The 13874-nt window shown below is 58.0% G+C and carries 12 protein-coding genes; 9 read left to right on the forward strand and 3 right to left on the reverse strand.

Annotation, left to right across the window (positions count from 1 at the left end):
- Positions 1-111: 111 nt before the first annotated feature.
- The 3 genes from murD to D5269_RS03690 form a co-directional block, all read right to left on the reverse strand.
- Positions 112-1503 carry a UDP-N-acetylmuramoyl-L-alanine--D-glutamate ligase gene (murD, locus tag D5269_RS03680; RefSeq protein WP_016317632.1) on the reverse strand — a complete coding sequence of 464 codons (1392 nt, stop codon included), beginning with the start codon at positions 1501-1503 and terminating at the stop codon, positions 112-114.
- Positions 1504-1578: 75 nt separating this feature from the next.
- Entirely contained in the window at positions 1579-2772 is a 1194-nt protein-coding gene (alr, locus tag D5269_RS03685) for an alanine racemase (RefSeq protein WP_120485050.1), read from the reverse strand.
- Between the two features lie 14 nt (positions 2773-2786).
- A complete protein-coding gene (locus D5269_RS03690) occupies positions 2787-2951 on the reverse strand; it encodes a hypothetical protein (protein ID WP_016317630.1) in 165 nt (54 codons plus the stop codon).
- Between the two features lie 240 nt (positions 2952-3191).
- Here D5269_RS03690 and gpr point away from each other — a divergent pair, with 240 nt between their 5' ends.
- The 9 genes from gpr to D5269_RS03735 all read left to right on the forward strand — a co-directional run bounded on the left by gpr (position 3192) and on the right by D5269_RS03735 (position 13872).
- Positions 3192-4064, forward strand: coding sequence for a GPR endopeptidase (gene gpr / locus D5269_RS03695; protein WP_016317629.1), 873 nt, complete (start codon positions 3192-3194; stop codon positions 4062-4064).
- A gap of 189 nt (positions 4065-4253) precedes the next feature.
- Entirely contained in the window at positions 4254-5423 is a 1170-nt protein-coding gene (locus tag D5269_RS03700) for a stage II sporulation protein P (protein ID WP_120485049.1), read from the forward strand.
- Positions 5424-5537: 114 nt separating this feature from the next.
- Positions 5538-5915, forward strand: coding sequence for a hypothetical protein (locus tag D5269_RS03705; RefSeq protein ID WP_120485048.1), 378 nt, complete (start codon positions 5538-5540; stop codon positions 5913-5915).
- Between the two features lie 742 nt (positions 5916-6657).
- Positions 6658-8109 (forward strand): Trk system potassium transporter TrkA, encoded by a 1452-nt coding sequence (gene trkA, locus D5269_RS03710; protein WP_255345291.1) that lies wholly within the window; start codon positions 6658-6660, stop codon positions 8107-8109.
- Positions 8110-8127: 18 nt separating this feature from the next.
- The gene (locus D5269_RS03715) at positions 8128-9606 is read left to right on the forward strand and encodes a TrkH family potassium uptake protein (RefSeq protein ID WP_120485047.1); all 1479 of its coding nucleotides are present in this window, start codon (positions 8128-8130) and stop codon (positions 9604-9606) included.
- A 237-nt stretch (positions 9607-9843) separates the two neighbouring features.
- The gene (locus tag D5269_RS03720) at positions 9844-10356 is read left to right on the forward strand and encodes a hypothetical protein (protein WP_022788629.1); all 513 of its coding nucleotides are present in this window, start codon (positions 9844-9846) and stop codon (positions 10354-10356) included.
- Positions 10346-11602, forward strand: coding sequence for a PBSX family phage terminase large subunit (locus D5269_RS03725; RefSeq protein ID WP_120485046.1), 1257 nt, complete (start codon positions 10346-10348; stop codon positions 11600-11602). The genes D5269_RS03720 and D5269_RS03725 overlap by 11 nt, the downstream gene beginning before the upstream one ends.
- 165 nt (positions 11603-11767) lie before the next feature.
- Positions 11768-12925 (forward strand): serine/threonine protein phosphatase, encoded by a 1158-nt coding sequence (locus D5269_RS03730; RefSeq protein WP_158604922.1) that lies wholly within the window; start codon positions 11768-11770, stop codon positions 12923-12925.
- Entirely contained in the window at positions 12922-13872 is a 951-nt protein-coding gene (locus D5269_RS03735) for a hypothetical protein (protein WP_120485045.1), read from the forward strand. The genes D5269_RS03730 and D5269_RS03735 overlap by 4 nt, the downstream gene beginning before the upstream one ends.
- Positions 13873-13874: the final 2 nt, after the last annotated feature.

The raw sequence follows: 13874 nt of genomic DNA on the forward strand, positions 1-13874 counted from the left end.
CCTAGCCCGCAAGGCGCATCCTGCCCGAGCGTCGCGTGAAACGCGCTTCGGGCTGAAAGCCCGAGAAGCGACGGGCGTTGTTTTGGTCTGGAACCCAAACTTTCGTTGTCTTTAAAGGGCGTTGACCAGCTCTTTATAATACCGTCCGCGTACCTCAAAGTTGGGGAACGCATCATAACTTGCACAGGCGGGCGAGAGCGACACGATGTCCCCCGCTTTGGCGTTCTCCCGCGCGATCTGCACCGCTTGTTCCAGATCCTTCGCCCGCAGGATGGTGAGCTGTGCGGGGTCGTAGCTGCCGCAGGCTTTGACTGCCGCTTCGATCTTGTCAGCAGTGGTGCCGGTCAGGATCAGCAGCTTGACCTTCTCCGCCAGTTTGGGGGCGAGCGGCTCAAACGGGATTTTCTTATCGTAGCCGCCAGCCAGAAGGATCAGCCGCTGGTCGAACGCGGCCAGCCCTGCCATCGTACGGGTCGGGGTGGTGGCGATCGAGTCGTTGTACCATCTCACGCCGTCCAGCTCCCGCACCAGCTCAATCCGGTGCTCCACTCCCGCGAATTCGGTCGCCACATTATAAATCGCTTCGCGATCCACGTATCCCCAGACCGCACAGATCGCCCCAAGATAGTTTTTGATGTTGTGCCGGCCGGGAATCCGGATGTCGCTCGCGTGGATGACCTTCTGCGCCTCTCCATTGATTGACATATAGAGAATACCGTCCCCGCCAAGGTATGCCCCCGACCTTACCGGATGTTCGGTCGAGAATTCGAATGTCTGGCCCCTCGTCTGCCCTACGAACGATGCGGCAAGGTCGTTGTCCACCCCCAGAACCGTCCGGGAAAACGCCCCCTGATGCTGGAAGATGTTCTTTTTCGCATCCACATATTCCTGCATGTCCTTGTGCATATCCAGATGGTTGGGGGTGATGTTGGTAATAACCGCAATGTCCGGGCTGCGCCGCATCGAGATTAGCTGGAAACTCGAAAGCTCCACCACAGCAAAATCATTTTCCCGCACATCCTCAATGTCCGGCAGCAGTGCCCGTCCGATATTGCCGCCCAGATGCACCCGGTATCCCGCCTCTTTCAGAATCTCGGAAATCAGGGTGGTGCTGGTGGTCTTACCGTCGCTGCCGGTCACCGCGATCGTCCGGCAGGGACAGAGTTCAAAAAACAGCTCCATCTCACTGGTCACGGCGACACCATTTTTGCGCAGCTCCTCCAGGACCGGCAGATGGAATTTCATGCCCGGTGTGCGCAGGACGATGTCTGCGTCGATCCCCTCCAGATAGTCGGGGCCAAGGTGCAGGGTGATCCCCTGCGCTTCAAAGTTGCTGCAAAGCGCCTGCCCTACCTGTTCCCGGGTGCGCTTGTCGCAGGCGGTGACCTTTGCGCCCCAGTCGTTCAGACGGAAGATCAGGTCCGAATGGCTTACGCCTATGCCGATCACGGTCACCCGTTTGCCCTTGATCTCCTCCAAAAAGTGTTTGACCCTGCTGTCCATATCCATGCCTCCAGATTTTCGATTTTTCAAACAATTTCAGTGTGGCTCCGTTCTATGCCCGCTATGCAGGCGGGGTCACAGAGGCGCGACCACATAGTCGACCACTGCGGACTCTCTGCCGCCCTCTATGTAAACACGCGGAACCCGCCGCCCGATCAGGCAGCATTCCTCATAGTTGATCGTTCCGTTCACCGCCGCAAAATCATCCAGTGTGATCCGGTTTTCCCCGTTCGCGCCGAGCAGCGTCACCCGGTCGCCCGTCTGTATCTGCGAAATCCCGGTCACGTCGACCATCATCTGGTCCATACAGACCGCCCCTGTTACCTGCGCGAACTGCCCATGGATCAGCACTCTGCCCCGGTTGGTGAAGCTGCGGCGGTATCCGTCCGCGTATCCGACCGCGATCGAAGCGATCGTCCGGCCACCTTCCCCTGCGGCATACCGTCTGCCATAGCTGACCGCAACCCCCTCCTCCAGCTCTTTGACCATTGTAACCGTCGTATAGAGAGACATCGCCGGACGAAGAGCTGCCATCCCGGCGCATTCTGCGGACGGGTTCAGCCCATAGAGCACCACCCCGAGCCGCACCATGTCCAGATGCATCTCCGGATAGGCAAGCGCTCCCGCGCTGTTGCAGCAGTGCCGGAGCGCAAAATGAATTCCCCTCGTCTCCAAAAGCTTGAGTGTATCCAGAAACGTCTGGAACTGTCCTCTGGTATAGGCAGCGCTGTCCGGATTGTACTCGTCTGCACAGGCAAAATGGGTGAAGATACCGGTGCAGGAAAGCCCCGGGAGCGAGCAGGTCTGTGCAATCTCCTCCGCAGCCTGTGCGGCCTGCGACCGCTGGGCATAAAAGCCGATCCGGGACATGCCGGTGTCCACCTTGATATGGCAGTCAACCCGGACACCCTGCCGCTGGGCGGCTTCCGAGAGGGCGTTCGCGTAATCAGGCGAATAAACTGTCTGGGAGACGTTCAGCCGGTTCAGCTCCCCGGCCAGCTCGGGCGGGGTGAACCCCAGAATCAGAATCGGCTTTTTGACCTCCTGACGGCGCAGCGAGATCGCCTCGTTGATATTGGAAACGCCAAACCAATCCGCGCCTTCCGCTTGCAGCATGCGGGAGACAAATCCGTCCCCGTGTCCATAGGCGTCCGCCTTGACTACCGCCATTGTCAGGCAGCTTCCCGAAAGCCGCTTTTTCAGCTCCCGGAAGTTGTGACGGATGCTGTCCAGGTCGATCTCCGCCCATGTGCGATGTAGATAATCCATTGGAAGTATCCCCTTTATTTCGCAATCACCATCGTCAAGCCGATGGCGTTGAGTAGAATTGATGCTCCAAGCGTCACCAGCGCCCAGATCGAGTTGGTATTGAATAAAAGCAGGAGCGCAACCAACAATATCACTATGCCGACAGCGAGTATTTTCAGCCCCAGTTTTCGTTTTGCCATCTTGTCTCCTATCCTTTGTTTTTGTGTTTCCTGGTAAAAAACCGTTTGTTTCGCGTACTTTGATTGTATTATCATGAAACAAGGCCGTTTGCAACAGCCCCCTGGGCGGGATCGCCGCGGGCTAAAAAGAATCAAAAGCATCCTTTTTCAGCGTTTCCTTTATAATATACACCAACCCTTCCGGTTTTACAACCGAACAAGGAAATTTATATTGGATTATCACAGTTTGGGGGAATATGTATGCATCTTTTCAGAACCGATCTCGCGGTCGAATCGGCCGCGCCATTCCGGGACAGGCTGCCGGACGGCGTTTCCTGCTCGGAACGAGAGCAGGAGGGGATTCGGGTCACTGCTGTCGAGATCACCAGCCAGCAGGCCGCAAAGCAGCTCGGTAAGCCGGTCGGGCGGTATGTCACTGTCGGGATGCCGCCGATCGGCGGTCCGGTGAATCCCGCTGATGAGGTGACCCATCTGCTCGCGGAGGAACTGCGCAGGATGCTGCCGCCCGAAGGGATGGTGCTGGTAGTGGGGCTGGGGAACGCACAGATTACACCCGATGCGCTCGGCCCGCTGACCGTCCGTCAGATACTCGCTACCCGCCATATCCCGGCCCAGCTCGCCGAACAGACCGGCCTCTCCGGGCTGCGGCCGGTCGCGGCAATCGCTCCCGGCGTGCTCGGGCAGACCGGCATTGAAACCGGCGAGATCATCCTTTCGATCGTCCGCGATCTCTCCCCGGCGGCTGTGGTGGCGGTCGATGCGCTGGCCGCCGGTTCCCCTGAACGGCTCGGATGCACCATCCAGCTTTCGGACAGCGGCATCTCCCCCGGATCGGGTGTGCTGAATGCCCGCAAGGAGCTTTCGCGTCAGTCGCTTGGTGTGCCGGTCCTCTCGCTGGGAATTCCTACAGTCGTCGATGGCGGCACCCTCGTCTGCGGCTTGCTCGGATGCGAGGACGAATCCCGTGTCCCGGAGGAAGCGCGCGCCATGATGGTTACTCCCCGCGACGTCGACGCCCTCATCGAGCGGGGCGCCAAACATCTCTCGCTGGCCCTCAACGCCGCTTTGCAGCCCCAGCTCTCGCTCGAGGAGATCAGTTATCTGGTTTCCTGACCATGCTCTGTCCCACCGGCCATCCTGCCTTTTGACCAGCCTGCCCGGAAGGGAAGCCCGGATGCAGCGGCATAATTCCTGCCCCTCCCCGCATAAGATGAAGGGAATCTGATTTTTGAACTCGGTTGTGGGGAGGCGGTCAAGCTGAAACGGTCTGGACGCATTCGCCGTCGGTATCTCCCGGCGGCTATGACTGCAATCTTCGTCATCCCCCTTTCCCTGGCAGCACTCCGGATGTCTCCGTTCGATCTGAGCAGGCTGCCCGAACAGGCCGCTCTGCTTTCCGCAATGGTCAACATGCCGGAAGGCTCGATCGAACTTTTGGAATCCCGTTTTCGGGACAGGCTCGATCAGGAATATCGAACCCAGGGAGAGGAATCGGAGGTAGAGCCTTACATCTCTGACTGGCCGGACGAGGAAAACCCAGATTTGGAACCCCCGCCTGCGTCGAGCCAGCCCAGTCCCTCTGTGAATGAGGAAGAGGAACCGGAACCGACCGTCACCGACCCTTCCCCTGCAAAGGACCCCCCACCCGAAATACCAGAGGAATATCGCGGGACGCTATTGCAGGAGAATATGGCCGGCACCGCGAAAAACCTGTTGCGGTATGGCGCTGGCAAACTGCGCAACTATACCGACGAGCCGGACAGTGAGATCGTAGAGATCATGGAGCAGGGGATGAACCTCACCCTCGAGCGGACCGACGCGCCGCAGGTCCTGATCTTCCACACCCATGCTACCGAAAGCTATGAGCCGTATGACAGCGAAACCTACGACACGCGGAACACCTGGCGGGATACCGATAACCACAAAAATATGGTGGCTGTGGGCAATGCCCTGGAGCAGGTACTGTCCGATGCGGGGATCGGGGTTGTGCACGACACCACCCAGCACGACTACCCCTCCTACAATGGCTCCTATGAACGCAGCGCCGAGACGATCAAGTCCTATCTGGAAAAATATCCGACCATCAAGATCGCGCTGGATGTGCATCGGGATGCGATCCAGCGGGAATCCGACCTGATCGTCAAGCCGGTGGTCGAGATCAACGGCCGCAAAGCCGCCCAGCTCATGATTATCACCGGATGCGAGGACGGCACAATGGGCGTTCCCGAATGGCGGCAGAACCTGCGGTTTGCAGCTTCTTTGCAGGATGCGGTCGAGCAGGACTATCCCCAACTCACCCGTCCGATTTTCTTCTGCTACCGCAAGTATAACATGGACCTGACCACTGGGTCACTCCTGCTCGAGATCGGCTCCAATGCAAACACCCTCGATGAAAGCATCTATTCCGCAGAGCTGATCGGCAATTCGCTCGCCAAACTGCTCCTTGCCAATATGGAGCAGGCGGAGGAATAGCAAGTGTTCTCTTCGGGCTGGCTGCCAGCGAACCTGCGTCGAAGTGACAGCCCCCCGCAGGCGGGATGCCCCTTCTCGTAAAGATGCTACTACTCGTTAAGGATGTGAAAAAGAATGACAAATCAAAAGGATTTCAGGCTGTTTTTTGTATCTTTCCTGCTGACCCTCATGGCGGCGGGCTGGGTCACCCTCTTTTTCTGGGTCGATTCCACCAACTCCCAATATGAAAATACGGCGCCTTCCCCCGCGCTCGCCCTTTCCCAAACCTCCCAACTTGTCTGGAATGCCCAGTTTCTTGGGCAAAACTACACCCTCTCTCTCGATCCCTTCAACCGGCTCGAACAGGGGCGGAAAACCTACGCCAGCCTGACCACGCCACAGTCGGTACGGCTGCTTGAACAGGCCTACAGCCTCGCAGTTTATAGCTGGAACAAATTTTACATTTCGTATAGAGAGAATCAATTTCGTCAAAACGTTGAATCCCAGGAGTAAGGGGAACAAACCAATATTGGATGAAACCTGCCCAGATCTGTGAAAGAGGTGCTTTTCCAAGCGCCTTTTTCACAGGTTCTTTTTTGGGATGATGCAGGTCGCTTCCATCTTTCCATTTTTTCTCCGGTTTCCATTATTTAAAGTTTTACTCGATTTTTTTCAAAAAATCGCGGGGTCGAGGGGCAGTGAGGCAACGGAAGTTTGGGTTCCAGCCCAAACTTCCGGGGCGCAAGCGCCCTTCTTCGGGGGTCTTCTCGGGCTTTCAGCCCGAAGCGCGCAAAGCGCGACGCCCCCTCAGTTTGCCTTACGGGCGAGGGGTCGGTGACCCCTCGCCGCAGGCCCCTCCCCGATGGGACAAAGTGCGCTTTTTATCTGTTCTTTATCCAAAAGTTTCGTCCACCTTTTCAAAGGTGGCAGGGTCGAGGGGCGGAGCCCCCGACGCGTTCCGCACTGCGAGCCGCAGCGAAGCGTTTCGAGCGCAACCCGCCGAAGGCGGGCTCTTAGCGCGAGATGAGCGCGGAACGCTTTATCCTGTGAAGCGCTTTTTTCGGGTGAATTGCCGCGAAGCGGCAAGAGGAGGCTTTTTGCAAGTGAAAAAGCCCCCTTGCAGAAAGAAATCAACACAATTCCTCGCCTATCCGGTATCCCCTGATTATGAATACAGGTTTAAAGATTTTCCTTGTATCTTTCACAATTACGTGATACTATAAACGTGTTATCTGGAACCGTTTGAATGACAGGAATGCGGACCTGGAATCCGCAGCTTGAATGGGAGGCCCAACGGATGAAGATTGTAATTGTAGGCGATGGCAAGGTGGGCTACAATCTGACCAAACAGCTCTCGAAAGAAGGGCACGACATCGTAGTCATCGACAGCAATAAGGACGTTTTGCAGGAATCGGTCGAGACGCTCGACGTCATGGTCGTGCATGGCAACGGCGCGAGCCTGAAAGTACAGAAGCAGGCAAATGTTGCAAACTGTGATCTGCTGATCGCGGCAACCTCTGCGGATGAATTGAATATGCTCTGCTGCATCGTTGCGCGCAAGCTCGGGGATGCGCACACGATTGCCCGCGTCCGCAATCCCGAATATGCGGAACAGCTGATCTTCCTGAAGGAAGAACTGGGGTTGAGCCTGACCATCAACCCCGAACTCGCGGCCGCAAGAGAAACCTTTAAACTGCTTCAGTTCCCGTCGTTCCTGCGGCGGGACTCGTTTGCCAAGGGAAAAGTGGAGATCGTTGAACTGATTTTGCGTGAGGGCGGCCTGCTCGACGGGCAGAAGCTCTCCGAGCTTTATAAAATCGCCAAGGTCAATGTGCTTGTCTGCGCGGTCGAGCGGGAAGGGAAAGCCTATATCCCGGACGGTAACTTCTGCTTGCAGAAAAAAGATAAAATCTATGTCACCGCCCCTTCCCATGAGCTGACCTCCCTGATCAAACATCTGGGGCTGGTGACGCACAAGGTCCGCGATGTCATGATTATCGGCGGGAGCCGGATCGCCTATTACCTCGCTATGAGCCTGCTCGGCGCCGGGGTCGCGGTCAAGATCATTGAGCAGCGGCGGGAACGCTGCCTCGAACTCGCTGAAATGCTCCCCAAGGCCACCATTATCCATGGGGCGGGCGCCAACCAGGAGGTCCTGCTCGAAGAGGGAATCCGTGAAACCGATGCGGTGGTTACCCTTACCGATATGGACGAGGAAAACCTGATCGTTTCGATGTATGCCAACCATCTGGGCGTGCCCAAGGTGGTCACCAAGATCAACCGCACCGAATACACCGAGGTCTTCCGCGATAAGGGGATCGACTGCGTCATCAGCCCAAAACAGATCACTGCCAATGACATCGTGCGGTATGTCCGGGCGATGCAGAACACCAGCGGCGGTTCGGTGCTCACCCTGCACCGGCTGGTGGATGACATGGTAGAGGCGCTCGAGTTCCGCGCCAACGCCACCACCCGCCATCTCGGGGAAACCCTTGCCCAGATCCAGCTCAAAAAGGGAATCCTGATCGCCTGCATTACCCGGTATGGGAAGGTTATCATCCCAAGGGGTAATGACACGATCGAACTGAACGATACGGTCGTTGTTGTCACCACCTCGGACAGGTTGTATAAAGACCTCAATGACATCTTTTTGGATGGGCCGGTCCCCGCCAATACCTACGGCACCACCGACCCCAACCGGAGCTGATCCAGGGGGGATGAAAGGATGAACTATCGGATGCTGGCCTATATCCTGGGGTATATCCTCCGGATCCAGGCCCTGTTTATGCTCCCGGGGCTGGCGATCTCGCTGGCCCGCGGGGAATCAAGCGCTGTTTACGGCTTCTTGATCGCTATTTTGCTGCTGCTCGTGGTCAGTGCGGCGAGCTTTTTCCTCAAGCCCAAAGAACGCCATTTTTATGCGCGGGATGGGTTGGTGATTGTTGCCCTGGTCTGGATCGTCATGTCGGTGTTCGGGGCGCTGCCCTTCTTCATCAGCCGTGAGATCCCCCATTTTATCGACGCGCTGTTTGAAACCGTCTCCGGGTTTACCACCACCGGCGCAAGCATTTTAACCAGCGTGGAAGCGATGCCGCATGGCCTCCTTTACTGGCGCAGCTTCACCCACTGGCTGGGCGGCATGGGCGTTCTGGTCTTCCTGCTCGCCATCCTGCCGATGGCACAGGGGTCTGGCTCCTCACTTCACCTCATGCGCGCCGAAAGCCCCGGCCCCGAGGTCGGCAAGCTCGCCCCCAAAATGCGCAAGACCGCAGTCATCCTTTATGCGATCTACTGTGTCATGACGGTGGTCCAGATGGGGCTGCTCCTCCTGAGCGGTATGCCGCTCTTCGACAGCGTCTGCATCTCGTTCGGTACTGCTGGAACCGGCGGGTTCGGAGTGCTGAACGATAGCTGTGTGCGTTATACCTTTTTGCAGCAGAATATCATCGCTGTGTTTATGGTGCTCTTCGGAATCAATTTCAGCATCTACTACCTGCTGCTCCTCCGCGAATTTTCCCGCGCGTTCTTCAATGAAGAGCTGCGTGCCTATCTCGGCATCGTGACGGCGGCTACACTGCTGATCGGATACAATACACTGCCGTTCTTCAATGGGGATTTTGGGGATTCCTTACACCATGCCTTTTTCCAGGTCGCGTCGATTATGACCACCTCCGGGTTCGCTACCACCGACTTCAACCTCTGGCCCGAGTTCTCTCGTACCATCCTTGTCGTCTTGATGGTCATTGGCGCATCCGCCGGTTCGACCGGCGGCGGCATCAAGGTCTCGCGCGGGCTGCTCCTTCTCAAAAATGCCAGACAGACCATCCGCCGGATGATTAATCCGCGTGAAGTCAACCTGGTACGGATGGATCAGGAGGTTGTCGGGGAGGATACCCTGCATGGCGTCAACGTCTATATGACCTTCTACTGCCTGATCGGGGTGGTTTCCCTGTTAGTCATCTCCAAGGATAATTTTTCGCTCGAATCCAACATCACGGCTGTGCTCTCCTGCCTCAATAATATCGGGCCGGGGTTGGGTGCGGTCGGCCCCATGGAGAATTTTTCAGCCTATTCCGGCCTGAGCAAGCTCGTCCTGACGATGGACATGCTCTTTGGCCGGCTCGAGATCTTCCCCATGCTGACCCTGCTGCTGCCTTCCGTCTGGCGGCGTGCGTCCCAGCGCGGCAAAGTTTCCATGGTGTAAAACGGCGGGCGGTGTCCCCCTTCGCAGCTTCCATGCCTATGGGATCGAGTGTTCGAGGCATTCCCCGGATTCGCGGGGATGTGTTCACCATTTGAATTTTTATAACAATTTGTTTGAAACGAGGATTAAAATACCATTCGTATTTTAATCCTCGTTTTTTCATTCTTTTTTAAAATTTTTTTGAAAGGTGCAGTTTTTCTGCACCTTTTTCGTTTTTGGACGGAGGGGTGAAAGGAGTTGATGGTTACGGATCAGGTTGATCTGGTGCAGGCAAAAAAATTATTCTGCATCTTTGTGGCACGTGGATTCGAGCCGGAAGAGGCTGCTGTGCGTTCTGGTATCCCGATAGACGGCGATCCCGCACGCACCGCATGTCTGCTGCTCGGGGAGTACGGCCTACGCAGGAGAATCGCCCGGCTGACAAAGGCGCTTGCCTTCTGTGCCCCTGCGGCACGCGCAAGGTCCGGTTTGGAACGGCTCGCCCTCGGGGCTGGGTACGGCCGGGAAGAGGTGCAGCTGGCGGATGGGGCAGACCCGCTGCCGCCCGATCTGTTGTTTCACCTCGCAGAGGTAAAGTACCCCAAGGGCGGAGGGGTTGAGCTGAAATTCTTCGACCGGCTGAAAGCGCTCTCCCTCCTCGCTGGGTTGGAGGGGGAAGGCGGGGAAGCCGAATCTCCGCTGCTCGATGCACTCTCCCGCTCGGCAAATGCGCTCGCGGGGCCGAAAGGGGAGCAGGGGCGTGAAGATTGAACGGTTTTCCCGGAAACAGCTCGCCGCCATCAGTTGGTGGCATCCAGACAGCCCTCATGCCGGATGCTGTGCGGTCATCTGCGATGGGGCGGTGCGCAGCGGTAAGACCTTCTGCCTGTCGGTCGGGTTCGTTAGCTGGGCGATGGCCTGTTTCGACCGCCAGAGTTTCGCCCTCTGCGGGCGCACTGTCCTTTCTCTCCGGCGTAACCTCGTCACGCCTCTGACCGCCTGTCTGGGGGAGCTGGGATTCCGGTGTGCAGACCACCTGTCACGCGGATACATCGAAATCTCCCGCGGCAGACGGTCCAACCGGTTCTACCTGTTTGGGGGAAGGGATGAAGGAAGCGCCGCTCTCATCCAGGGGGCCACCCTCGCCGGCGTGCTGTTCGACGAGGTCGCCCTGATGCCCCGTTCGTTCGTCGAACAGGCGCTCGCCCGATGTTCGGTGGAAGGCGCGCGGTTCTGGTTCAGCTGCAATCCGGAGCACCCGGCTCACTGGTTTTATACCGAATGGATCTGCCGCGCAGAGGCCCGGAACGCCCTCTATCTGCATTTTGCCATGCGCGATAACCCGTCCCTTTCTCCTGCGGTGCTCGCCCGCTATGAATCCCTTTATTCAGGCAGTTTCTACGAGCGGTTTGTGTTGGGGAAATGGGTCGCTGCGCAGGGGGCGGTTTACCCAATGTTTGATCCTGCGGTGCATCTGTTCGATCAGCCGCCTGCCTGCCGCAGGTTCTTCCTCTCCTGCGATTATGGCACCGTCAACCCCACTTCCATGGGGCTGTGGGGGGAGAGGGATGGGGTTTGGTATCGGCTGGACGAGTTCTACTATGACTCCCGCAGGGAAGGGCGCCAGATGACCGATGAGGAATATTATCAGGCATTGGAGTCGCTTGCTGGTACGCGGGAAGTTGAGGCGGTGATCGTCGACCCGTCGGCCGCCAGCTTTATCGCCTGTATCCGCAGGCATGGAAGGTTTTTTGTCATCCCCGCCAAAAATAGCGTCGCTGATGGCATCCGGCTGGTCGGAAGCCTGCTCAAACAGGGGAAACTCCGGTTTTCCCGCCGGTGTGAAGGGTTGATCCGGGAGTTCTCCCTCTACCGCTGGGATGGCCGCGCCGGTCGGGATTGCCCCGTCAAGGAGCATGACCATGCGATGGACGATATGCGGTATTTCGCTGCTACCGTCCTCGACGAGCCGGAGGGCGGCGCTTTCTTCGCCGCGTGCAGCCGCGGAGGGGGCTGACACAGCAGCGTGTATAGCCAGCCAGGCGCAAAGTATCTTCTCGTAAGCAGGTGCAAAGGCTGGCGAACTGTTTGATCTAGGCTTGAAAAAGGCAAGGGAATCCATGGTGAATTTCGCCAGATGCAGAATGGGGTTCCATTATTTTAGGTAAGGAGGGATTTCTCATTGAAATTTTCCAACCTGTGGAAAAGAGGGGAGGCGGCGCGCTCTGTTCAAACCGCGCGGGAGCCATGCGCCGCCTGGAACGGGATGCTCCCCCTCTACACCCGGGACTGCGCAGTCTATGACGGGCTGCGCCGCTCGATCCCGGTGGTCGATGCGGCAATCGACAAGATCGGACGGCTCACCGGTGGGTGCAGGCCGGTTTGCTCGAATCCCCGCGCGCAGGCCGAACTGGAGCAATTGTTCCGAGAGGTTCCAGTGGGCGGTATGTCCCAGGGGTTTGAGGCGTTTTTACGGCAGTATCTCGACAGCCTGCTCCTCTATGGCAATGCGGCCGGCGAGATCGTCCTCTCCCGCGACGGGGAGTCGATCGCCGGGCTTTACAACGCCTCGGTGCGCAACCTGCATTTCCAGGAGGGGGAGTCGCCATTTGAGGTGCGGGTCTGCGCCGCCAGAAATGGGGCGGTTCCCGTCCCGGTGCCCTATCCGCAGCTGATCGTCTGTTCCGCGCTTAATCCACCTGCCGGCCAACTGCGCGGAGAGTCGATTTTGAGCGGCCTGCCGTTCGTCTGCGATGTGCTCATGAAAATCTATGCTTCGATGGGACAGAACTTTGAGCGGATCGCCAACCTGCGGTATGCGGTCACCTACAAGCCCGGCGCCGGTTCGCTCGACCGCGCGTATGCCAAAGAAATTGCCGGGAATATCGCTCGGGAGTGGGGGGATGCGATGGCTTCCAGCAAGGCCGGCAACATCAAGGATTTTGTCGCGGTCGGGGATGTCGATATTAAGGTGATCGGCGCTGATAACCAGATGATCGACACCGAAATACCGGTGCGGCAGATGCTCGAACAGATCGTCGCCAAGCTGGGAATTCCGCCCTTCCTGCTCGGCCTGAACTGGTCTACCACCGAGCGGATGAGCGCCCAGCAGGCAGACATCCTTACCTCCGAGCTGGAAAGCTACCGGAGGCTGGTGGAACCCGCGATCCTCAAAATCTGCAACCTCTTCCTGCGGCTCCGGGGATATACCTGTGAAGCCGGGATTGCGTGGGACAACATCAATTTACAGGACGAGCTGGAACTCGCAAATGCCCGTCTGACCAATTTGCAGGCCGACCAGCTCGAACAACAGCTCCAAAAGGAGGGAACTCAGATATGAAACAGGCTTTGATCCTGAAAAATTTGGGTGGGGAGGTATCTGCTGCCCAGCTCGAGGCGATCAACCGGTTTTCCAGGCGGGCATTGGAAGCGGATGAGGTGTATGTCTTTTCGCTCCTGCTCTGCGATAACGCGGTTGACCGCGACGGGGAACGGTTTTCGTCCGGTGCGCTCCAGAAGCTCGCTTCGCTTTTCGTCGGCAAAACCGGTATCTTCAACCATGACCCCAAAGGCCAGAACCAGACCGCCCGCATCTTTGAAACAGCGGTCGAAACCGATGATGGACGGGTGGTCGAAAACGGCGAGCCTTATCGGGCGTTAAGGGCCTGGGCGTATATGGTGCGCTGCCCCAAAAATGAGGACCTGATTCTCGAGATTGACGCGGGCATCAAAAAAGAGGTCAGCGTCGGGTGTGCAGTGGGGAAGGTGCTTTGCTCGGTCTGCGGCGCTGATCTGCGCGATCAGCCCTGCGGGCACCGTCCCGGAGAGGTCTACAACGGCGTCCTGTGCTGGCGGGAACTGGAGGAGCCGACCGACGCGTATGAATGGTCATTCGTAGCTGTGCCCGCCCAGCCCAATGCCGGGGTGACCAAGCAGTTTTCTGCCGCGGAGCCCGGCCAGCTGCGAAAGGCGCTTGAAAGCGGCCAGGAGGTTCTGCTCGACCCGGCGCAGGCCGCCGCCCTCGCGGATCAGTTGCGGTCGCTCGAATCCCTCGCCGAGGACGGCCGCGCACGTCTCGACCGGCTCCGCCGCAAGATGGTCGCGCTCGCCGCTTTCGCTCTGCCATCGGTCCCCGCCGGTACGGTTGGTGAGGTCGCAAAAGGGATGGATGCCGGACAGCTCGAAGCCTTCTGCCGCGGGCTTTCCAGTATGCAGGGAACCCCGCCCAGCCTACAGCTCGGCGGAATATCCAGACCCGCACCCGATAATCAGGCGTTCTGTATCTGACA

The organism is Anaerotruncus sp. 1XD42-93 (assembly GCF_009917605.1).
Taxonomy (GTDB): domain Bacteria; phylum Bacillota; class Clostridia; order Oscillospirales; family Ruminococcaceae; genus Anaerotruncus.